The following is a 20428-nucleotide window of genomic DNA, read 5'->3' as shown; positions in this document are numbered from 1 at the left end:
CGATCAGGAGGTGCGATGACCGAGCCGGGCTTGCTCGAGGTGGCGTGGACCGACCCCGTCACCGGGTGCCGGGGTTACCTGGTGATCGATCGCCTCGTCCGCGGCGTGGCCAGCGGCGGGCTGCGGATGCGCCGCGGCTGCACGCTCTTCGAGGTCCGCGGCCTGGCCCGGGGCATGACCCTCAAGGAGGGCCTGAACTACGACCCACGCGGCCGGTACGTCCCGCTCGGCGGCGCCAAGGGCGGCATCGACTTCGACCCGTACGACGACCGCGCCCGCGATGTCGTCGCGCGCTACCTGCACGCCATGCGGCCGCTGATCGAGCGCTACTGGACCATGGGCGAGGACCTGGGGCTGCGGCAGGACGTCATCGACGGCGTGCTCACCGAAATCGGCCTGCTCAGCTCGGTGCAGGCGGTCTACCCGCTGCTCGAAGACCGGGAGGCGGCGACCGCCCGGCTCGCCGACGCGTTCCGGATCGAGGTCGGCGGGCTGGGGCTCGACGAGCTGGTCGGCGGCCTCGGCGTCGCGCAGGCCGCGCTCACCGCCCTGGAGCTGCTCGGACTCGACGGCCCGAACCGGGTCGTCGTGCAGGGGTTCGGCTCGATGGGCGGCGCCACCGCGCGGTTCCTCGCCGAGGCCGGGCTGCAGGTGGTCGGCGTCTCGGACGTCCGCGGCGTCGTCACGAACCCGGGCGGCCTGGACGTCGAGAACCTGCTCCGGCACCGCGACCGGTTCGGCGGCATCGACCGCGACCACCTGAAACCCGGTGACGAGCTGCTGCCGCCGGAAGCGTGGCTGGACGTGCCGGCCGAGGTGCTGGTACCCGCAGCCGTCTCCTACTGCGTCGACGCCGACAACCAGGTCCGGATCGGCGCGAAGCTCGTCGTCGAGGCGGCGAACATGCCGGTGACCGCGGAGGCCGAGGAGCTGCTCGCCGCGCGCGGCATCCGCGTCGTCCCGGACTTCGTGGCCAACTCGGCGACCAACTCCTGGTGGTGGTGGACGCTCTTCGGCGACGTCGGCGCGGACGCCGGCGAGGCCTTCGGGAAGGTCCGCACCCGGATGCGCGAGCTGGTGACCGGCATGTTCGAGCGGGCGGAGCTCGACGGCCTCGGTCTGCGCGCCGCCGCGCTGGCCCTGTCGGAGAAGAACCTCGAGGCCATCCAGGCCCGGTTCGGGTGACGGGAACGAATCGACCCCGGAGATAGTTGAACGCTCTATGAAACTCGGCATCTACAGCTTCGGCGACCGGCCGCCGGACCCCCGCACCGGTGCACAGCTCTCCGTGGCCCAGCAGCTGGCCAACACGCTCGAGCGGATCAAGCTGGCCGACGAGCTGGGCCTGTCCTTCTACGGCCTCGGCGAACACCACCTCGACCAGTACGCCATCTCGAGCCCCGGCACGGTGCTGGCCGCGGCCGCGAGCGTCACGGACCAGATCACCCTCAGCTCCGCCGTCACCGTGCTGAGCACCGAGGACCCCGTCCGCGTCTACCAGCAGTTCACGACCCTCGACCAGCTCAGCCACGGCCGCGCCGAACTGCTCGCCGGGCGCGGGTCGTTCACCGAGTCGTTCCCGCTGTTCGGCAACGACCTCGGCGACTACGACGAGCTGTTCGAGGAGAAGCTCGCGCTGCTCCTGCGGATCGACCGCGAGGACCCGCTCACCTGGTCCGGCAAGTTCCGGCCGCCGCTCGACAACGTGCGGATCCTCCCCCGCCCGTACGGCAGGCGGCTGCGGATCTCGGTCGGCACCGGCGGCAACCCCGAGTCGTCGATCCGCGCGGGCCTGCTCGGCCTGCCCGTGGTCTACGCCGTGATCGGCGGCCGCCCGGAGCGGTTCGCGCCGCTGGTCGACCTGTACCGCCGGGCCGGCGAAGCGGGCGAGCACCAGCCCGAAGACCTGCACGTCACGATGAGCGCCATCGGCCTCATCGCGCCGAAGTCGCAGGACGCCAAGGAGACCTTCTACCCGTACTGGCTCGAGACGATGAAGTACGGCGCGAAGGCCCGCGGCTGGGCCGTCCCGACCCGAGCCGAGTACGACACCTACACGCGCGACGCGCAGGCCCTGTTCGTCGGCAGCCCGCAGGAGATCGCCGACCGGCTGATCTCCGTCGGCCAGCTCACCGGCGCCGAGCGGTACGCCCTGCAGATGGACTGGTCCGGCGTGCCGCACCAGGACGTCATGAAGGCCATCGAATTGCTCGGCACCGAGGTCAAACCGCTGGTGGACAAGGAGTTCTAGACGTCGTTCGCGGCGATGTAGCCGAACGTCATCGCCGGTCCGATGGTCGAGCCCGCGCCCGCGTAGCTGTGCCCCATCACGGCCGCGCTGGCGTTGCCCGCCGCGTAGAGGCCGGGGATGACCGAGCCGTCCGGGCGCAGCACGCGCGCCCGGGCGTCGGTGCGCATGCCGCCCTTCGTGCCGAGGTCGCCGGGGACGAGCTTGAGCGCGTAGAACGGCGGGGCCCACAGCGGCGCGAGGCAGGAGCTGGGCAGTACCAGCGGATCCGTGTAGTAGTGGTCGTACGCGCTGGCGCCGCGCCGGAAATCGCGGTCGACCCCGGCGAACGCGAAGCCGTTGAACCGGTTCACCGTGGACGTCAGCGCGGCCGGCGGCACGCCGATCGCCGAGCCGAGCGCCGGGATGCTCGACGCCTTGAAGACCGCACCCGCGCTGTACCAGGCGTCCGGGAACGGCAGGAGCGGCAGGATGTCGCGGAACAGGTACTTGTCCCGGTAATTCTGGTCGACGATGAGCCACGCGGGGATGTCCGGCGCCGACGGGTTCTTGTCGTACATCGTGTGCACGACGTCGCTGTAGGGCGCGGCCTCGTTGACGAACCGCTGCCCGGCCTGGTTGACGATCAGGCCGCCCGGAAGGGTCCGCTCGGCCAGGCAGAAGTACGGGTCGCCCGGCGTCGGGATGGCCGGGCCCCACCAGGCGTCGTCCATCAGGTCGAGCGCGGCGCCGGCGCGCTGGCCCGCGAGGTGGCCGTCACCGGTGTTCTCCTTCGCGCCGACCGTCCAGGCCGTGCCGATCGGCTGGCGCTGGTACTGCGCGCGCATGGCCGCGTTGTGCTCGAACCCGCCCGAGCCGACGATCACGCCGCGCCGCGCGCGGATCAGCCCCTGCGGCACCAGAATCCCGGTGACCGCGCCGTTTTCGACGTTCAGGTCGGTGAGCGGGGTGTTCAGCAGCACCGGGACGTTGGCGGCGAGCAACCCGGCCCGGAGCCCGGCGGCGAGCGCCTGTCCCATGGTGAGCGGCTTCTGCCCGGCGAGCGCGGCGGCCGTCCCCCGCGCGAGACAGGTGGCGGCGACGGCGGCGCCCTTGGCGTTCACCGCGGCGAGGTTCAGCCACTTGTAGTCGGCGCTGAACACGACGAGCCCCGGCGGGGTCGCGAGGTAGGCCGGGTTCAGGTTCGCCAGCTCGGCGCCGAGCAGGTTCCCGTCGAACTGGTCGGGTTCGATGGACCGCCCGTTGGGCAGGCCGCCCGGCAGTTCCGGGTAGTAGTCGCTGTAGCCCTCCATCCAGCGGAACCGCAGCGGGCTGTTGGCCATGACGGACGCGATCATCGCGGGTCCGTTGCGCAGGAACGCTTCCTGGCGCGCGGCCGGGACGTCCGGGCCGACGACGGCGGCGAGGTACTGCGCGGCCTTCGCCGGGGTGTCCGGCACGCCGGCGGCGAGCAGCACGGGGTTGTTCGGGATCCAGATGCCCGCGCCGGAGCGGGCGGCGGAGCCGCCGAACGTCGGCGCCTTCTCGACCACGACGACACTCAGCCCGCGCTTGGCCGCGGTCAGCGCGGCGGTCATCCCGGCGGCGCCGGAACCGACCACGACGACGTCGTACTCGCCCAGCAGCGTTGCCGCACTTGCGGAAGACGTCAGCCCGGACGTGACGGCGAAGCCCACGCCCGCCGCGGTGCCGCGCAGGATCTGGCGGCGGGTCAGGTCGGTTTCCATGGCGCACTCCTCGCTCGCGGAACGGCGAAGGTCATGGTGTCGGCACCGGCAGAAAACTGGAACATGTTCTACCCGCTTGGAGCAGCCCGCACCCTCCGGAATGGACCGGTGGCGCCAACCGGTGACGGCATTCGGCGCACGGACACCTAAGTTGACGAGACCCTCATCTTCTGACTAACTTGAGGACAGTCTCAAGTTTCTCTTCGAGGAGGTTCTCTTGGCGAAAGTGCTCGCCGTCCTGGGTGCCGGTCCCGGGCTCGGCCTGTCGATCGCGCACCGGTTCGGCCGCGAAGGCTTCACGACGGCGCTGGTCTCGCGCTCCGGCACGCGGCACGCGACCTACCGCGCTTCGCTCGCCGAAGCCGGCGTCACCGCACACACCTACACCGCCGACGTCACCGACGAAGCCCAGGTCCGCGCCGTCCTCGCGCGCATCACGGCCGACGCGGGCGAGCTCGACACCGTCTACTTCGGCCCGGCCGACCTCGGCGTCGGCACGGCCATCGCCCCGCTGACCGAAGCCGGGGCCGGGAACCTGCGCGTGCCGTTCGAGTCGATCGTGCTCCCGGCCGCGCAGCTGACCCAGGCGGTGCTGCCGCGGATGCTGGAGCGCGGTGCGGGCTCACTCCTGTTCGCCGGCGGCATCAGCGGCAAGTACCCGATCCCGCTGCTCGGCAGCTTCGCCCCGGCGGCCGCGGCGCTGCGCATGTACGTCCTGACTCTCAACGCCGCGTTGCGCGGCAAGGGTGTCTACGCCGGCACGCTCACCATCGGCGGCGTCATCGAGCGCGGCGACATCCACCGCATGTTCACCGCGCAGGCGCCCGAGTCCATGCCGGGCACGCTGGATCCCGACGACATCGCCGAACGCGCGTGGGCCCTGTACACCGAGCGCGACGAGGCCGAAGCGGAGTTCAACGCGCTCGTCGCCTAGCCTGGCGATCATGTACACCTCTGGGGAACGGAACCGCTTGCGGGACAAGCTGATCGAGGCCGCCCGTGCGGACGACCGCGTCACCGGGGCCGCGCTCACCGGTTCGGCCGCGCTCGACGCCGAGGACGCCTGGTCGGACATCGACCTCGCCTTCAGGACGACCGCGCCCGAGCCGGTGCTCGCGGACTTCACCACGCTGATGTACCGCGAACACGGTGCGCGCCACCACATGGACGTCGTGTTCGAACGGACCGTGTACCGCGTGTTCCTGCTGGAGAACACCCTCCAGGTCGACCTGTCCTTCTGGCCCGAAGCGGATTTCGGCGCGACCTCACCCAAGTTCCGGCTGCTCTTCGGCACCGCGAACGAGCGCGAGCAGGCAGCGCCGACCGACGCACGGCGGCTGGTCGACCTGGCGTGGCTGCACGCCCTGCACGCGCGGTCGAGCCTCCACCGCGGCCGCGGCTGGCAGGCCGAGTACATGGTCGGCCGGATTCGCGATCACGCCCTGGCGCTGGCCTGCATTCGGCACGACCTGCCCGCGGGCGAGGGCCGCGGCCTCGACCAACTGCCCGCCGCGATCCTGGCGGAGTTCGAGACGACCCTCCCGCGCGGACTCGAAGACCTCGCGCGGGCGTTCCGGGCTGTCACCGAACTCCTGGTCGCCGAGATCGAACGGGTCGACGCCGAACTGGCCGGACGCCTGGCCCCGCTACTGCGCGCGTTGACGTCCTAGGTACGCGAGTTCCGGGTGCGCGGCGACGTACCCGTCGAGCAGCCGGTGCGCCACGGACACCGAGTCGACCAGCGGGTGCAGGGCGAACGCCCGCAGCGCCGCTTCCCGTGAACCCGTCGCCGCCGCTTCGATCGCCGCCCGCTCGACGGCCTTCACCGACGTCACCAGCCCCAGTGCGTGGTCCGGGAGCGGCCCGGCGCCGAGCGGGTGCGCGCCGTCGGCGCCGACCACGCACGGCACCTCGACGACCGCGTCCGCCGGGACGCCCGGCAGCGCGGATCCGTTGCGGACGTTGAGGATCAGCGTTGTACGCTCGCCGCGCGCGAGGGCCCGCATCAACGCCAGCGCGACCTTCTCGTAGCCGCCGCCCTCGAGATCCTCGCGCTCGCCTTCACGCGTCTCGGCCATGTACGTCGCTTCGCGCTCCAAGCGCGTGCGCTCCCACGACGCCAGTGACGGTTCCGCGTAGAACGAGCGTTGCTGCTCCTGCAGGAAGGCCCCGCGGGAATCCGCACCGAGGGCCTCCCGCGCGAAGTAGTAATAGTGCAGGTACTCGTTCGGCACGGCGCCCAGCGCGCGCAGCCAGTCCGCGCCGAAGAGCTGGCCCTCCTCGAACGACTCCAGCCCGTCCACATCGGACAGCAGGCGCGGCAGGACGTCCTCGCCGCCGACGTGCACGGCCCGCAGCCAGCCGAGGTGGTTCAGCCCGGCGTAGTCGAACCGCGCGTCCGCCGGGTCGACGCCGAGGGCGCGCGCCACGCGGCGGCACAGCCCGACCGGCGAGTCGCAGATGCCGATCACGCGCTCGCCGAGCACCCCGGCCATCGCCTCGGTCACCATCCCGGCCGGGTTGGTGAAGTTGATGACCCACGCGCGCGGCGCCACCTCGGCGATCGTCCGGGCGAGCGCGACGGCGACGGGGACCGTCCGCAGCCCGTACGCGATCCCGCCCGCGCCCACGGTTTCCTGCCCCAGCACGCCTTCCGCGGCCGCGACCTGCTCGTCGAGCCGGCGCCCGCGCAGCCCGCCGACCCGGATCGCGGAGAACACGAAGTCCACATCGGACAGTGCGTCGCGCAGGTCCGTCGTGGTCCGCACCCGCGGCGCGCCGGCCACGCCGCGGGCCTGCTCGGCGAGGACCCGTTCGATCGCGGCGAGGCGCCCGGCGTCGACGTCGTGCAGGACCAGCTCGGTGACGTCGCCCCCGGCCGGCAGCGCGCCGTGCACCAGCGGTACGCGGAACCCGCCGCCGCCGAGCAGCGCCAGCCTCACCGCAGCACCTCGACGCCGGCCTCACCCAGGGCCGCACAGGTGGTTTCGTCGGCTCCGGCGCTGGTCACGACGACGTCGAGCGCGTCCGGCCCGCAGACCTTGGCCAGCCCGGTGCCCGGGAACTTGCCGGCGTCGGCGAGCAGCACCACGCGGTCGGCCGCGGCGACCATCGCCCGCTTCACCGGCACCTCGACCACGGTCGAGTCCATCACCTGGCCGTCGCACCGGACCCCGCTGGCGCCGAGGAAGACGGTGCCGGCCCGCACCTGGCGCAGCGCGTCCTCGGTGAGGAACCCGACCATCGAGTGGTAGCTGCGGCGCACCACCCCGCCGAGCAGCACGAGCTGGACGTCTTCGGCGTCCTTCAGCTCCTCGTAGACGGCGAGGCTGCTGGTGATCACGGTCAGCGCGCGGTCGCGCAGGTGCCGGGCCAGCCGGTGCGCGGTGGTGCCGATGTCGAGCAGGACGGTGTCACCGTCGGCGACCAACGCGGCCGCGCGCCGGGCAACGGCTTCCTTGGCGTCGGCGCGCTCGGCGGCGACCTGCGCGAACGGCTCGTCGTCGTCCGCGCACGCGACCGCGCCGCCGTAGACGCGGGTCAGCCGGCCTTCGCGGTCGAGAAGCCCCAGGTCACGCCGCACCGTCGCCGGGCTGACGCCGAGCCGCTCGGCCAGCACGCCGACCGGGGCCGGTCCCTCCGCGCGCAGGGTCCGCAGGATCAGGTCGTGCCGGCGCTGGGGCAGCATCCGGCGACGATAGCAGTCAAACTCGCTCATCACACGGACGAGTTTGCGCAGCTCTTGCAAAACCTGCGCGACTCAAGCAGTGTCGTGCGCAACCTTGCGCAGTGCTGGGAGGCGCCCGTGCCGGCTGAACCCGACGTCGACGTCTTCCTGTCCGGTCTGCTGTTCTTCGACCTCGTCTTCACGGGGCTGGAAAAGCCGCCTGCGCCGGGCGAAGAGGTGTGGACGGGCGGCATGGGCTCGGGGCCGGGCGGGATCGCGAACTTCGCCGTCGCGCTCAGCCGCCTCGGGCTGCGGACGTCGCTGGCGGCCGCGTTCGGCACCGACGTCTACGGCCGCTACTGCTGGGACGTGCTTTCGCGGCAGGAGCACATCGACCTCTCCCGGTCACAGCAGTTCCCGCGGTGGCACTCCCCCGTCACCGTTTCGCTCGCCTACGCCGGCGACCGCGCGATGATCACCCACGGCCACCCGCCGCCCGTGCCCGTCGCGGAGCTGGCGGGCTCGCCGCCGCCGAGCCGTGCGACCGTCGCGCACATCGGGCTCGACACCGCCGAGTGGGTCCACACGGCCCACCAGTCCGGCAGCCTGGTGTTCGCCGACGTCGGCTGGGACCCGTCGGAAGCCTGGTCGCGGGCGCTGCTCGACCAGCTCGCGTGCTGCCACGCGTTCCTGCCCAACGAGATCGAAGCCATGCGCTACACCCGCACGGACACGCCCGAAGCGGCGTTGTCGACGCTCGCCGACCTCGTGCCGATCGCCGTGATCACCCGCGGCGGCGCGGGCGTGCTGGCCGTCGACAGCACCACCGGCGAGACGGCGGACGTGCCCGCGCTGCCGGTCGACGTCCTCGACGCCACCGGCGCGGGCGACGTCTTCGGCGCCGGGTTCGTCGCCGCGACGCTGACCGGCTGGCCGCTGGCGGACCGGCTGCGGTTCGCGAGCCTGACCGCGAGCCTGTCGGTGCAGCACTTCGGCGGCGCGCTCGCCGCGCCGGGCTGGCACGAGATCGCCCAGTGGCACGCGCGCACCCGGCGCCGCGACTACGCCTTCCTCGACGAGGTGCTGCCCGCCGACACCGAGACCGGCACCTCCCGCCGCGGTCCGGTGACGCTCGGCTTCGGCACCGAGGACGGCTGGGGCTAGCCGTGCCGGATCGGGCCGCGCGCTACACGGCGTCCGGGCTGCGGACGTCGCTGCTGTCGGTGCCGGGCGCGGTCGGGGCCGAGGCGGTGGGGCTGCGGCCGATCGGCGAGGTGATGGGCTGCGTCGTCGAGCACGCCGGCGCCGACGATCCGGCGTCCACCCTGCGACGCGGTTACGCCACCGCGCTGGACCGGCTGCGAACGGAGGCCAGGGCCCTCGGCGCGGACGGCGTCCTCGGCATCCGGTGCACGGTGACGCGGGCCACCCGGACGCTGCGGGAGTTCGTCGTGCTGGGCACGGCCGTCCGCGCGACCGGCGGCAAGCGGCCCGCCCGGGTCTTCACGACGAGCCTGTCCGGGCCGGACGTCGCGAAGCTCCTGCCGGCGGGCTGGGTGCCGGTGACGCTGGCGATCGGCGTCGACGGCGGCACGGTGGACGACATCGCCATGCCGGCCCGCCCGGCCCGGGAGCTCGTGGCGCCGACGGAACTGGTGACCCGGGTCCGGGCCGCGGCCCGCGCGGAGTTCCTGGAGGCGGTACGTGCTTCCGGGGCCGACGGCGGCCTGGTGTCCGCGACGACGCTGAGCGCCTGGGCGCTCGGGCCGGCGGGCGCGGGGGCGGTGGCCGGCGTGTTCGGCACGGCGATCGCCCGCTGCGACGACGGTCCCGCGCCCCGGGACGCCTTGGCGGTGGTGCCGCTGGACCGCCGTACCTGACGCCGGGCCAGTGCCACGATGGATCGGCGCGTTCGAGGTGCCCAGGCAAGCCGGCGGAGTGCCTCCCGGGTGAAGACTCCCCGCCGAGGATGCCGGCGCCGTCGCGCGCCAGGTCGGCCGGAGCGGCTGGGCCGCCGACCGACCTGCCGGCGGCGACGGCGGTGCCGCCGTCACCGGCACGGCGACCGGCCGCTTCCGCGAAGGCCTCGAACCGGCCTCCTCGCTCACGTTCCGGCCGCTGAACCGGGACCTTCCGGACTGATCACCCCGGCCCCGCCGCCCCGGGCGCGGATCCGTGCCACGATGGCGGAGAGAGACCGGCGAAGGAGGTCCGCAGTGCCCGAATGGGACGGTCGTGGCCTGCCGCCCGTGGCGCAGGCCCGGGTCGACCGGTTCGCCGCCTCCGGGCTGAAGACGTCGTTGCTGAGCGTGCCCGGGGCCGTCGGCGCGGAGGTCGTCGGCTTCACCCCCGTCGGCGAGGTCATGGGCTGCGTCGTGCAGCAGGCCGGCTGGGTCGGGCCCGGCACCTGGGCCGCCGACCAGGTCAACCTGCTGTCCGGGATGCTGCGGCAGGGTTACGCCACCGCGCTCGACCGGCTCGCGCAGGAGGCGACCGCGCTCGGGGCCGACGGCGTCCTCGGCATCACCGTCACCATCACCGCGCTCGACGAGTCGAACCAGGAGTTCGTCGCGCTCGGCACCGCCGTGCGCGCCGAGACGAAGCAGCGGCCGCGGCGGCTGTTCACCACCGACCTGCCCGGCCAGGACGTCGCCAAGCTGATGCAGGCCGGCTGGGTGCCGGTGCGCGTCGCGGTCGGCGTCGCCGGGCGCGCGCAGTTCGACTACAACATGCAGTACCAGACCAACACCTGGGCCGGGAACACCGAAGTGGACGCGCCGACGCGGGTCGTGACCGAGGTCCGCGCCGCGGCCCGCGCCGAGTTCGGGCGCGCGATCCGGGACAGCGGCGCCGACGGCGGCATCGTCTCGGACATGCGGCTGCGGGCGTGGCCGGTCCAGGAGATCGGGGTGGTCGGGCTCGCGTCCGTCGTCGGCACCGCGATCGCCCGCTTCCACACCGGGCGCGCCGCCCCGACCAGCGCGCTCAAGATCCTGCCGTTGAACCGTTCCTGAGGAGGCTTCGTGACCACCGCGGATCCCGCCGCGCAGCACATCCCCGAGGATGCGATGCGCCGGCTCGCCGAGATGCGCCCGGGGCAGAAGACCAGCCTCTTCACCTCGGACCTGAGCGTCAACGAGTTCCTGCTCGTGCGCGAAGCCGGGTTCCGGCCGCTCGGGCTGGTGCTCGGGTCGAGCATCTACCACGTCGGCTTCCAGATGGGCCGGTGGAGCAAGAACCAGGAGCTGGACCGGCTTTCGCAGGCGATGTACCACGCCCGCGAGCTCGCGATGTCCCGGATGGAGGCGGAGGCCGACGTGCTGGGCGCGGACGGCATCGTCGCGGTCCGGCTCGAGATCGAGTTCAAGGAGTTCGGCAGCGACCTCGCCGAGTTCATCGCCGTCGGCACCGCGGTCAAGGCCGACGAACCCGGGGAATGGCGCAACAACACCGGGAAGCCGTTCACGTCCGACCTGTCCGGGCAGGACTTCTGGACGCTCGTGCAGGCCGGGTACGCGCCGCTGGGCATGGTGATGGGCACCTGCGTCTACCACATCGCGCACCAGCGGTTCCGGCAGATGATGGGCAACATCGGGCAGAACGTCGAGATCCCGCAGTACACCGAGGCGCTCTACGACGCGCGCGAACTCGCGATGTCGCGGATGCAGACCGAGGCGGAACAGCTCGAGGCGGAGGGCATCGTCGGCGTGCAGCTGCTTTCGCTGCCACACCGCTGGGGCGGGCACACGACGGAGTTCTTCGCCATCGGCACCGCGGTGAAACCGTTGCGGGACGACCACCACATCGCCAAGCCGCAGCTCGTGCTGCCGCTCACCGACTGATGGCCGGCGCGGAGCTGGAGTTCCACCTGCTGGTCGCGGCGCTGCGCACCGACCGGGCGGACGTCGAGTCGTACCACCGGGTCCTGTCGGAGACGCTGGGCGAAGCGCTCCCGCCGGGCATGGTCGAGGTGTCGCGGCGCAAGACGTTCGCCGACCGGGTGGCGGGCCGCGACGGGCAGGTGGTTGCGGTCCAGGTGACCACCCCGGACCGGGTTCTGGTGCTGAGCGCGGGCAAGCACGGCGGCGTGGCGGCGGAGATCCGCCAGGTCGTGCGCGGCGTGGTGATCAGCCGCAAGGAAGCCGCGGTGGACGACTGGCTGGCGGCGCTGGCCCAGGAGCTGACCACGCTGGCCGAGAAGGACGCGAAAGCCCGAGACGCGCTGTCGCGCCTCCTCGGCGGTTGAGCCTCGCCGTCTGACCGGGCCGCTGGGTCGCTAGGCTGCCGGGACCATTCAGCGAGGAGGGTCTCACGGTGAAGCTGCTGGTCACGGGTGGCGCGGGCTACATCGGGAGCGTCGTGACGCGAGCGCTCCAGGCATCCGGGCACGAGGTGGAGGTGCTGGACGACCTGTCGACCGGTCACCGCGCGAGCGTGCCGGACGGCGTGGTGTTCCACCGGATGTCCGTGCACGACGTGGCTTCGGTGCTGACTCCCGAAGCGGGCTTCGAAGGCGTGCTCCACTTCGCGGGACGGATCGAGGTCGCGGAGTCCGTGGCCCGGCCGGACCTCTACTGGGACGTCAACGTGCGCGGCTCCCTCGCCCTGCTGGAGGCGGCCCGCGCGGCGCACGTCCGGCGCCTGATCTTTTCGTCGACCGGTTCGATGTACCGGGGCGAGGGCGACGAGAAGCTCGCCGAAACCGCCAGGGTGGAACCGCGCAATCCCTATGCGGCCAGCAAGCTCATGGTCGACCTGATGTTGTCCGCGGAAGCCGCGGCGTTCGGCCTCGGTGCGACGAGCCTGCGTTATTTCAACGCGGCGGGCGCTGTCGGCGAGCTCGGTGAGCGCCACGACCCGGAGAGCCACCTCATCCCCATCGTGCTGCAGGTCGCGGCCGGCAAGCGCGAGCGGTTGCAGATGTACGGCAACGACTACCCGACCCCGGACGGCACCTGCGTGCGGGACTACATCCACGTCGCGGACCTGGCCACGGCGCACGTTCTCGCGCTGGAGGCGATCGAGCCCGGCCGGCACGAGATCTACAACCTGGGCAACGGCAGCGGTTACACCAACATGCAGGTCGTCGACGCGGCTCGCGAGGTCACCGGGCACCCCATCCCGGTGGTGCTCGCCCCGCGACGCGAAGGCGACGCGGTGATCACCGTCGCGAGCAGCGAGAAGGCCCGGAAGGACCTGGGGTGGCAGCCCGGCCGGCCCGCGCTGCACGACATCGTCGCCGACGCCTGGACCTTCCACACCCAGCACCACTGACGCGGGGGGCAAGACCCGAACACCTTGCCCCCCAAGGATTTCCGTCAGCTCAGCACCCGGCCGAGGAAGCCGCGGACGTACCCGGCGATGGCGTCCAGCTGCGTCTCCAGCGCGAAGTGGCCCGCGTCCAGCAGGTGGATCTCCGCGTCGGGCAGGTCGCGGGCGTACGCGCGGGCGCCGTCGGCGACGAAGATCTCGTCGTTGCCGCCCCACACCGCCAGCACCGGCACCTGGCTGGTGCGGAAGTACTCGTGGAACTTCGGGTACAGCCCGATGTTGTGGTGGTAGTCCGCGAGCAGCGCCATCTGGATCTCCGCCGCGCCCGGCCGGTCGAGCAGCGCCTGGTCGTGGATCCAGACGTCCGGGCTGACCAGCTCCGGGTCGGGCGAGCCGTCGAGGTACTGCCCCTTCGTGGCCTCGAGGGTGACCATCGCGCGCAGGTCGTCCTCGGTCAGGGCGCCGGCGGCGAGCTTCTGCGTCAGGCCGGCGCCGAGACCCTCGACGTAGGCGTTGCCGTTCTGGGTGACGATCGCCGTGACGCGGCCGGGGTTCGCGGTGGCGATCCGCAGGCCCACCGGTGAGCCGAAGTCCTGGATGTAGAGCGCGAACTCCGTCAGGCCGAGCTGGTCGAGCAGGCCGAGGGTGAGCTCGGCCAGCGCGTCGAAGGTGTAGGTGAACTCCCCCACCGGCGGCGCGTCGGAGGCGCCCGCGCCCAGGTAGTCCGGGGCGACGACGTGGTAGCGGTCGGCCAGGGCCGGGATGAGGTGCCGGTACATGTGCGAGCTCGTCGGGAACCCGTGCAGCAGCACGATCGTGGGGGCGTCGGCGGGTCCGGCCTCCCGGTAGAAGAGCCGGTGCCCGTTGACGGTGGCGTAGCGGTGGTGCACGGCGACCATGGTCACTCCCTCGAACGTCTCATGGATACTTTTTTATTTATCCATGAGACGCAGTACGCTGTCAACGGGTCGGGGAAACTGGAGCCCGGACTCGGGAGGCGAACGTGGTCACTGCGGCACCCGGCGAGGAACGCTCACTCGCGCTGGCACTGGTCAACACCCGGCGGGTGGGCGACGCCGACGACCTCGACGACCCCGGCACCTGGCTCCACGCGCACGGGTTCCGGGTGACGGCGGTGGACGACGTCACGCCGTTGACGGACCTCCGCGCCGCGGTCCGCGAGCTGCTGGCCGCGCTGGCCGAGGGCCGGGCGCCGGCCGCCGACGCCGTCGAGACGGTGAACGCGGCCGCCCGCGCCGACGCCGCCGCGCCGCAGCTCACCTGGGACGGCGGCCCGGGGCGCGCGTGGCGCAGCACCCGGCCGGGCAGCCTCGACGAGGCCGTGGCCGCCCTGGCCCGGGACGCGATCGACGTCGTCGGCGGCGATCTCGGGCAGCTGGTGCACCCCTGCGAGGCGCACGGCTGCGTCCGGTTCTTCCTCCGCGAGCACGCCCGCCGCCGCTGGTGCTCCACGACGTGCGGCGACCGGGTCCGCGCCGCGCGGCACCAGCGCCTGGTGGTCGAGCGGCGTACCGTGTGAGCCCGCCGACGAAGGGACGCCCGATGGACTGGACGCTCGAAGTGGTCGTGGTGCCGGTGTCCGATGTAGACCGCGCGAAGGCCTTCTACACCGACAAGCTCGGCTTCACCCTCGACCACGACGTCACGCCGGCCGAGGGGGTGCGGATCGTCCAGGTGACCCCGCCGGGCTCGGGCTGCTCGGTGGTGTTCGGCCGCGGCGCCGTGCCGGACATGCCGCCGGGCTCGCTGAAGGGGCTCCAGCTGGTCGTCAACGACCTGCCGAAGGCCCACTCGATGCTGGTCGAGCGCGGCGTCGACGTCGGTGACATCCAGGTCGTCGGCGCAGGCCCCTGGGACGGCGAAGCCGACCTGAACAACGAGGGCTTCGTGTTCTTCGCCGATCCCGACGGCAACGAGTGGGCGATCCAGCAGATCACCGCGCGCGGCTAGTCGACGAGGGCGCCGCAGCTGATGTTGACCGTGGACGCCGTCATCGAGCGCGCCCGGTCGGAGGCGACGAACGCCGCGACCGCGCCGACGTCGGCGAGCGTCGCCGCGCGGCCCAGCATCGTCTGGCCGTTGATGCTGTCCTCGATCACCTGGCGGGCTTCGAAGTCCGCGGGGAGCGTCTCCGGGATGCCGCCGGTCCGCAGCGTCACCGCGCGCACGCCGTGCGGCCCGAGTTCGGCGGCGATCTGGCGGCGCATGGCCTCGAGGGCGTGGAAGGCGACCTGCAGCCCGCCGACGGAGAACTCGCGCACGGGATCACCCGCGCCGCCGAAGAACAGCACGACCCCCGACCGCTGCTTGATCATGTGCCGCGCGGCGGCCCGTGCGGTGAGGAAGTTCGTCCGCACGGCGGTGACCACGGGCTGTTCGTAGTCGGCGAGCGACATGTCGACCAGCGGCGTGCCCTGCACGTCACCGTGGTTGACGAGGTTGAAGGAGACGTCGATCCCGCCCCGGGCGGCGACGGCCTCGGCGTGCTCGTCGACGGCCCGCTCGTCCAGCGCGTCGACCTCGGCGGTCTCGGCCTCCCCACCGGCCGCCCGGATCCGCTCGGCGACCACCTCGAGGCGGCCGAGCGTCCGCCCGGCCAGGAAGACACGAGCACCTTCCTCGGCGAAAGCGCTGGCCACGGCGCTGCCGATCCGGCCGCCTCCGCCGTAGACGATGGTGTTCTTGCCGGCGAGCAAGCTCATGGATACCTCCAGGGTTCGGGTGCGTTCACCCCTGCGTCGAACGGGCCCGGCCGGATTCGACCGCTCACGGCCGCGGGACGCCCATCGGGTTCGGCACCGGGACCAGGCCCGTGTCGACCACCGCGCGGCTCAGCGGGACCGCCAGCTCCAGCACCCGCGCCACCCCCGCCTCGCCGAGGGCCTCGACCGGGGCCGCGGCCAGGCGATCCGTATCGTTCTCGATGGCGCGGCGGAGCGCCACGCCGGCGTCGGTCAACCGGCCGCCGGCGTCGAGCACTCCCCGATCCCGCAGCCGGTCGGCCGCCTGCGTCCAGTCGTCGTCGGACCAGCCGCGGTGGGGCTGGACGTCGCCGCGGGTGAGGACGCCGTCGCCGATGTGGGTGAGCGTGGTCTCCAAGCCGGAGAGGCCCGCGTGCACCGCCGCGAGGACGTGGCCGTCGCCGCGGTGCTCGCGCAGGATCGTCGTGGCCAGCCACAGCCGGCCGAGCACGCCGGACGGGCGGGGCACCGCCGACCACGCCGCGGCCAGCGGACGGCCGTCGAACCGGCACGCGTCCGCCGCCCGCTCCAGCAACGAAGCCAGCTCCACGGCGTCGGGCACCACCTGGCCCAACGCCTCTTCGACGGCCTCGATGCGCGTCCGGAGGACATCCGCCGGAGAGGCGAACGACCACGCGTCCGGCAGGGCCCGCGCGACCATCGCCGGGGCGAAGCCGAACAGCATCGACGTCGCCGCCGCCGGGCCGATCGGGCCCAGCGGCGCGAGCCGTCCGGCGAAGTAGCCCATCCAGTAGCCCTGCAGGCCGACCGCTTTCGCCGCGGCCGCCGTCTCGGGCGCGAAGTACACCACGGCGTGCAGCGGCTCGACCGCGGCCCAGAGCCGGCGGGGCAGGGTCATCGCGGTCTCCTCACGGGGTCAGCCGGTGCAGGTCGCGCGGGAACAGCGTGACCTCCCGGACGTTCGCGACTCCGAGCAGCCGCGCCGTCCACCTTTCCAGGCCCAGCGCGAAACCGCCGTGGGGCGGCATGCCGTGCGCGAACACCGCCAGGTAGTCGCCATAGTCTTCGGCGTCGTCCCCGAGCGCCGCGAGGTAGTCCGCGTGCCGGTGCCGCCGCTGGCCGCCGGTCACCAGCTCCAGGCCGCGGAACAGCAGGTCGAAGCTGTTCGAGTACGCGGGCCGCGCCGGGTCCGGGTGCGTGTAGAACGGCCGTTTCGCCATCGGGTAGCCGGTGACGAACAGGAACTCCGACCCGTGCTCGCGGACCGCCCAGTCCGACAGCCACCGCTCGTCGGCGGGCGCCAGGTCGGGCTCGTCCTTCCCGAGCATCTTCTGGGCGTCCGCGAAGTGGAGCTCCGGGATCTCGGCGGGCACGTCCGGGACGGCGACACCGAGCGCCGCGACCGACCCGGCCATCCCGGCGAGCACCTCCCGCAGCACGGCCATGACGTCGTGGTGGTCCTCGATGAACCCGAGTTCGGCGTCGAGGCTGGTGTACTGCGCCAGGTGCCGCGCGGTGTCGTGCGGCTCGGCGCGGAAGACCGGGCCGACCTCGTAGACGCGCTCGAACACCCCGACCAGCGCCTGCTTGTAGAACTGCGGCGACTGCGCGAGGTACGCCTGACGGCCGAAGTAGTCGATGCCGAAGACGTTCGCGCCGGATTCGGTGGCCGACGAGACGATCTTCGGCGTGTGCGTCTCGGTGAACCCCAGGCCGTCCAAAGTGGACCGGAACCCGGCGACGGCGGCCGCGGACACGGCGAACCGTGCCTTCAGCAGCGGATGCCGCAGCGCGACCGGGGCGTGGTCGAGGATCGTCGGCAGGGACGCGGACACCGCGGGCCGGTAGAGGTCGAACGGCGGTGGCGAGGCCGGTTCCGACAGCGGAACGACGGTCGCCGAAGTCAGCTCGGCACCGCCGGGCGCGCGCGGGTTCGCCGTCACGGTCGCGTGCACCTCGACCACGGTCTCCTCGGGAGGCGACGCGACGTCGGAGCGGAGCACGACCTGCGCGGTGCCGGACCGGTCGCGCAGCACGAGGAACGTGACGGATTTCAGCCGGCGACGGCGGTGTACCCAGCCGGCGACGCGGACGTGGGCGCCGACGTGCCGGGGCAGGTCGGCGGTCAGGATTCGGGAGATCATCGTGGGCCCTTCGCAGGCGACGTGACCCCTTGGGAGTGCGGGCGATAAGGGAACTCGCGGTGCCACCGCACTTTCACCGCCCGAGGGCGGCCTCTGACGGCCCGATCACGGGGGCCGGCCGGCGGGGCATTTCCTCCCCGCACTCCGGAGGGTCTTCACCGCGGGGCACGGGACCGCCTTCCCAGCTGCCGGCGGCTCTCTGGACCCGTGCGCTCCCGGGGCTACTCGGCTCCATCAGCGCGTTGACCGGGACGTTAGCCCGGCCGCGGCAAAGGGCGCACGGCATTTTCGGGCGTGGCCGACGTCACGCCACTGTTGAATGAACGTTCAGTTGACACTGCTCCCAGGCGAGCTTACCGTCGCTGTTGAATGAGTACTCAGTTAAGAGAGGACTTCCCATGACCGGCAAAGTCTGGTTCGTCACCGGCTCGTCGCGCGGCCTCGGCCGGGAGATCGTCGACGCCGCCCTGGAGCGGGGCGACTCCGTCGTGGCCACCGCCCGCGACCCACGCAGCCTCGGCGACCTGCCCGCGGACCGCGCACTGGCCGTCGCGCTCGACGTCACCGACGAAGCCGCGGCCGACCGCGCCATCGCGGCGGCCGTCGAGCGGTTCGGCCGCATCGACGTCGTGGTCAACAACGCCGGCTACGCCGACTTCGGGTCCATTGAGGACACTCCGGCGGCGCAGTTCCGGGCCCAGATCGAAACGAACCTGATGGGCGTGGTGACGGTGACCCGCGCGGCGATCCCGGTGCTGCGCGAGCAGGGCCACGGCCACTTCATCCAGATCTCCACCGTCGGCGGCCGGATCGCGCCGGGCGTCGGCCTGGCCGCGTACTCGGCGGCGAAGCACGGCGTCGAAGGCTTTTCCGGGGTGCTGGCCAACGAGATGAAGCCGTTCGGGGTCAAGGTGACCATCGTCGAGCCGGGCGGGTTCCGCACCGACTGGGCCGGGTCGTCGATGTCGTTCATCGAGCCGAGCGAGGCCTACCAGCCCGTGCTGAACCCGATGATCGAGCACATCCGCGGCCCGGAGCAGCTCGCCACCGGCGACCCCGCCAAGGCCGGCCGGGTGATCACCGAGCTCGCCGACCTGGCCGAGCCGCCGCTGCGGCTGCCGCTGGGGTCCGACGCGGTCATGCTGATCCGCGCCACCGACGAGGCCAAGATCGCCGAGATCGACGCGTGGGCCGAGACGTCCCGCCGCACCGACGCCGACGACGCCGCGCAGCGGGACTTCAGCAGCCTCGCGCGAAACTAGGTCAGGAGCCGGTGGCGCCCGTCCCGGCTCCGGTGCCCTGGTAGCCGAACTTGATCGACCGCCCGGGCGCCAGGGCGCCGTTGAAGGTACGGAGACCGTGCAGTCGGCCCCGTCGTCCTCGACCGCGGCGGCAACCCCGGCCCGGCACCGTCAAGAAGGGCAGGTTCGGATTCCGGGGCGTCAGCCCCAGGCGACCGGCAGCTCGCGAACGCCGTAGACGAGCGTGTTGTGCTTGTACGCCAACGACTCCCGCGGCACCGCGAGCCGCAGGTCCGGCACCCGGCGGAACAACCGCGTCAACGCCTCCTGCAGTTCGACGCGCGCCAGCTGCTGGCCGATGCACTGGTGCGCGCCGAACCCGAAGGCGACGTGCGTGCGCGGCGATTCGCGGTGGAAGTCGAGCTTGTCGGCGGCCGGGAACAGCTCCTCGTCGCGGTTGGCCGAGTTCAGCGCGGCGACCAGCCACTCCCCCGCCTTCACCGCACGAGACCCGACCTGGACGTCTTCGGTGGCGTAGCGCAGCACCCCGAACTGCACGACCGACAGGTACCGCAGCAGCTCCTCGACGGCGCGTTCCGGTGCCGCCAGCACGACTTCGCGCTGCTGCGGGTGGTCCAGCAGCACGAGGGTGCTGAGCGCGATCATGTTGGCCGTCGTCTCGTGCCCGGCCACCAGGAGGCTGAGCCCGAGCATCACCAGCTCTTCCCGGTCGAGCGCGTCACCGGTCGCCGCACCGCGCGCGATCAGCCGGCTGAACAGGTCGTCCCGCGGGTTCTTCCGCTTGTCGGCGAACAACTCGGTCAGGAACCCGGCAAGCTCCTCGTAGGCTTGCTGTCCCTGTTCGCGCGTGGTGTCGGTGCTGACGAGCGTGCTGCTCTGGTGCTGGAACCGCTCGCGGTCGGCGTACGGGACGCCGAGCAGCTCGCAGATCACCAGCGACGGGATCGGCAACGCGAACTCCCGCACCAGATCGGCTTCGCCGGGCTTCGCGAGCATCGCATCGAGGTGACGCTCGACCAGCTCCTGGACGTAGGTGCGCATCGCCTCGATGCGCCGCACGGTGAACTCCGCGAGCACCATCTTGCGCAGCCGCGAGTGTTCCTGGCCGTCGAGCTGGATGATCGAGCCCGGGCTGACCTCCTGGTCGAGGTCGCCGCCGGCGTTCACGTGCACCGAAGACGCGCCGCGCGAGCTCATCGTGCGGTCGGCGAGCACCGCGCGAACGTCGCTGTAGCGCGTGACCAGCCAGGCGTCCATGCCCGCTGGGCAGCGCACCTGCGACGTCGGCTCGGCTTGGCGCAACGTCGCGTAGTTCTCGGGTGGGTCGTACGGGCATCCGGCCGGTCGCGTCGTCGGGAGGGCCGGGGTCTCGGACGCTGCCGTCAC

At 72.5% G+C, this 20428-nt stretch carries 21 protein-coding genes; 13 read left to right on the top strand and 8 right to left on the bottom strand.

Going from position 1 to position 20428, the window contains the following annotated elements; genetic code table 11:
- The first annotated feature begins 15 nt into the window (after nt 1-15).
- Together ACGFMK_RS17720 and ACGFMK_RS17715 are read left to right on the top strand one after the other, a co-directional pair.
- Nucleotides 16-1185, top strand: a complete 1170-nt coding sequence (locus ACGFMK_RS17720) for a Glu/Leu/Phe/Val dehydrogenase dimerization domain-containing protein (protein ID WP_392763858.1) — start codon at nt 16-18, stop codon at nt 1183-1185.
- A 37-nt stretch (nt 1186-1222) separates the two neighbouring features.
- Nucleotides 1223-2251 carry an LLM class flavin-dependent oxidoreductase gene (locus ACGFMK_RS17715; RefSeq protein WP_392763855.1) on the top strand — a complete coding sequence of 343 codons (1029 nt, stop codon included), beginning with the start codon at nt 1223-1225 and terminating at the stop codon, nt 2249-2251.
- Here ACGFMK_RS17715 and kstD read toward each other — a convergent pair.
- Nucleotides 2248-3975: a 3-oxosteroid 1-dehydrogenase gene (gene kstD / locus ACGFMK_RS17710; RefSeq protein ID WP_392763852.1), complete on the bottom strand. Its 1728-nt coding sequence runs from the start codon at nt 3973-3975 to the stop codon at nt 2248-2250. The two genes, ACGFMK_RS17715 and kstD, sit on opposite strands and share 4 nt — an antisense overlap.
- A 226-nt stretch (nt 3976-4201) precedes the next feature.
- Here kstD and ACGFMK_RS17705 point away from each other — a divergent pair, with 226 nt between their 5' ends.
- Complete coding sequence (locus tag ACGFMK_RS17705; RefSeq protein WP_392764137.1) at nt 4202-4909, top strand: SDR family NAD(P)-dependent oxidoreductase; 708 nt, start codon at nt 4202-4204, stop codon at nt 4907-4909.
- Between the two features lie 10 nt (nt 4910-4919).
- Nucleotides 4920-5645 (top strand): nucleotidyltransferase domain-containing protein, encoded by a 726-nt coding sequence (locus ACGFMK_RS17700; RefSeq protein ID WP_392763849.1) that lies wholly within the window; start codon nt 4920-4922, stop codon nt 5643-5645.
- On the opposite strand, the gene ACGFMK_RS17695 is transcribed toward ACGFMK_RS17700, so the two are convergent.
- Nucleotides 5622-6917 carry a 6-phospho-beta-glucosidase gene (locus ACGFMK_RS17695; protein ID WP_392763847.1) on the bottom strand — a complete coding sequence of 432 codons (1296 nt, stop codon included), beginning with the start codon at nt 6915-6917 and terminating at the stop codon, nt 5622-5624. The genes ACGFMK_RS17700 and ACGFMK_RS17695 overlap by 24 nt on opposite strands.
- On the bottom strand, nt 6914-7663 hold the full coding sequence (locus tag ACGFMK_RS17690; protein ID WP_392763844.1) for a DeoR/GlpR family DNA-binding transcription regulator: 750 nt from the start codon (nt 7661-7663) through the stop codon (nt 6914-6916). Before ACGFMK_RS17690 ends, ACGFMK_RS17695 begins: the two co-directional genes overlap by 4 nt.
- Before the next feature lie 117 nt (nt 7664-7780).
- On the opposite strand from ACGFMK_RS17690, the gene ACGFMK_RS17685 reads away from it, so the two are divergent.
- From ACGFMK_RS17685 to galE, 6 genes are all read left to right on the top strand, one after another.
- Complete coding sequence (locus ACGFMK_RS17685) at nt 7781-8806, top strand: carbohydrate kinase family protein (RefSeq protein WP_392763842.1); 1026 nt, start codon at nt 7781-7783, stop codon at nt 8804-8806.
- Nucleotides 8807-8808: 2 nt separating this feature from the next.
- Nucleotides 8809-9522: a heavy metal-binding domain-containing protein gene (locus ACGFMK_RS17680; protein ID WP_392763839.1), complete on the top strand. Its 714-nt coding sequence runs from the start codon at nt 8809-8811 to the stop codon at nt 9520-9522.
- A gap of 336 nt (nt 9523-9858) precedes the next feature.
- On the top strand, nt 9859-10656 hold the full coding sequence (locus ACGFMK_RS17675; protein ID WP_392763837.1) for a heavy metal-binding domain-containing protein: 798 nt from the start codon (nt 9859-9861) through the stop codon (nt 10654-10656).
- 9 nt (nt 10657-10665) lie between these two features.
- Nucleotides 10666-11484 (top strand): heavy metal-binding domain-containing protein, encoded by an 819-nt coding sequence (locus ACGFMK_RS17670; protein ID WP_392763835.1) that lies wholly within the window; start codon nt 10666-10668, stop codon nt 11482-11484.
- Nucleotides 11484-11888 carry a hypothetical protein gene (locus tag ACGFMK_RS17665; RefSeq protein ID WP_392763832.1) on the top strand — a complete coding sequence of 135 codons (405 nt, stop codon included), beginning with the start codon at nt 11484-11486 and terminating at the stop codon, nt 11886-11888. Before ACGFMK_RS17670 ends, ACGFMK_RS17665 begins: the two co-directional genes overlap by 1 nt.
- A gap of 68 nt (nt 11889-11956) precedes the next feature.
- The gene (gene galE / locus ACGFMK_RS17660) at nt 11957-12916 is read left to right on the top strand and encodes a UDP-glucose 4-epimerase GalE (protein WP_392763830.1); all 960 of its coding nucleotides are present in this window, start codon (nt 11957-11959) and stop codon (nt 12914-12916) included.
- A 44-nt stretch (nt 12917-12960) separates the two neighbouring features.
- On the opposite strand, the gene ACGFMK_RS17655 is transcribed toward galE, so the two are convergent.
- Nucleotides 12961-13812, bottom strand: a complete 852-nt coding sequence (locus ACGFMK_RS17655) for an alpha/beta fold hydrolase (RefSeq protein ID WP_392763827.1) — start codon at nt 13810-13812, stop codon at nt 12961-12963.
- 104 nt (nt 13813-13916) lie between these two features.
- Here ACGFMK_RS17655 and ACGFMK_RS17650 point away from each other — a divergent pair, with 104 nt between their 5' ends.
- Together ACGFMK_RS17650 and ACGFMK_RS17645 are read left to right on the top strand one after the other, a co-directional pair.
- Nucleotides 13917-14453: a CGNR zinc finger domain-containing protein gene (locus tag ACGFMK_RS17650; protein ID WP_392763825.1), complete on the top strand. Its 537-nt coding sequence runs from the start codon at nt 13917-13919 to the stop codon at nt 14451-14453.
- A 23-nt stretch (nt 14454-14476) separates the two neighbouring features.
- Nucleotides 14477-14884 (top strand): VOC family protein, encoded by a 408-nt coding sequence (locus tag ACGFMK_RS17645; protein ID WP_392763822.1) that lies wholly within the window; start codon nt 14477-14479, stop codon nt 14882-14884.
- Here the strand turns inward: ACGFMK_RS17645 and ACGFMK_RS17640 are convergent.
- The 3 genes from ACGFMK_RS17640 to aspS form a co-directional block, all read right to left on the bottom strand.
- Nucleotides 14881-15636 carry an SDR family NAD(P)-dependent oxidoreductase gene (locus tag ACGFMK_RS17640; RefSeq protein WP_392763819.1) on the bottom strand — a complete coding sequence of 252 codons (756 nt, stop codon included), beginning with the start codon at nt 15634-15636 and terminating at the stop codon, nt 14881-14883. The genes ACGFMK_RS17645 and ACGFMK_RS17640 overlap by 4 nt on opposite strands.
- A gap of 64 nt (nt 15637-15700) precedes the next feature.
- A complete protein-coding gene (locus ACGFMK_RS17635) occupies nt 15701-16534 on the bottom strand; it encodes a hypothetical protein (RefSeq protein WP_392763817.1) in 834 nt (277 codons plus the stop codon).
- A gap of 10 nt (nt 16535-16544) precedes the next feature.
- A complete protein-coding gene (gene aspS, locus ACGFMK_RS17630; RefSeq protein WP_392763814.1) occupies nt 16545-17780 on the bottom strand; it encodes an aspartate--tRNA(Asn) ligase in 1236 nt (411 codons plus the stop codon).
- A 398-nt stretch (nt 17781-18178) separates the two neighbouring features.
- Here aspS and ACGFMK_RS17625 point away from each other — a divergent pair, with 398 nt between their 5' ends.
- The gene (locus ACGFMK_RS17625; protein ID WP_392763811.1) at nt 18179-19042 is read left to right on the top strand and encodes an SDR family NAD(P)-dependent oxidoreductase; all 864 of its coding nucleotides are present in this window, start codon (nt 18179-18181) and stop codon (nt 19040-19042) included.
- 180 nt (nt 19043-19222) lie between these two features.
- Here ACGFMK_RS17625 and ACGFMK_RS17620 read toward each other — a convergent pair whose 3' ends face one another.
- Nucleotides 19223-20428: a cytochrome P450 gene (locus tag ACGFMK_RS17620; RefSeq protein ID WP_392763808.1), complete on the bottom strand. Its 1206-nt coding sequence runs from the start codon at nt 20426-20428 to the stop codon at nt 19223-19225.

It is taken from the genome of Amycolatopsis sp. NPDC049252, from assembly GCF_043197175.1.
In the GTDB taxonomy this organism is placed as follows: domain Bacteria; phylum Actinomycetota; class Actinomycetes; order Mycobacteriales; family Pseudonocardiaceae; genus Amycolatopsis.
This window is presented reverse-complemented; position numbering and strand designations above follow the sequence as displayed.